Genomic DNA, 500 nt, shown 5'->3' with positions numbered 1-500 from the left:
GGCTGGGCGCGGTGATCGAGGCGAGCGACGTGCGGCCCTCGGTCAAGGAGCAGGTCGAGTCGCTGGGCGCCAAGTTCATCGACGTGCCGTACGAGACGGCCGAGGAGAAGGAAGCTGCCGAAGGCGTGGGCGGCTACGCGCGGCCGATGCCGCAGGGCTGGCTCGACCGCCAGAAGACCGAGGTGGCCAAGCGTGTCGCGCAGGCCGACGTGGTGATCACCACCGCGCTGATCCCCGGCCGCGCCGCGCCGGTGCTGGTCACGGAAGAGATGGTCATGGCGATGAAGCCGGGTTCGGTGATCGTCGACCTCGCGGCGGGCAAGGGCCCCGCCGCTTCGGAGGGGTCGCCGGCCGGCGGCAACTGCCCGCTCACCGAGGCCGGCCGCACCGTGGTCAAGCACGGCGTCACGCTGGTCGGCGAGACCAACCTGCCCGCGCTCGTCGCGGCCGACAGCTCCAGCCTCTACGCCCGCAACGTGCTCGACTTCCTCAAGCTGGTG

1 protein-coding gene is annotated in these 500 nt (G+C 71.8%); it reads left to right on the top strand.

The features are described from left to right. Positions 1–500 (top strand): Rossmann-fold NAD(P)-binding domain-containing protein (locus tag V4F39_RS01190; protein WP_465251529.1); only part of this gene is annotated, 500 nt, incomplete at both ends.

The sequence above is a fragment of the Aquincola agrisoli genome, assembly GCF_036621135.1.
Taxonomy (GTDB): domain Bacteria; phylum Pseudomonadota; class Gammaproteobacteria; order Burkholderiales; family Burkholderiaceae_C; genus Aquincola; species Aquincola agrisoli.
Note: the sequence above shows the minus strand (reverse complement) of the source record. Positions and strands in the feature narration are given on the sequence as shown.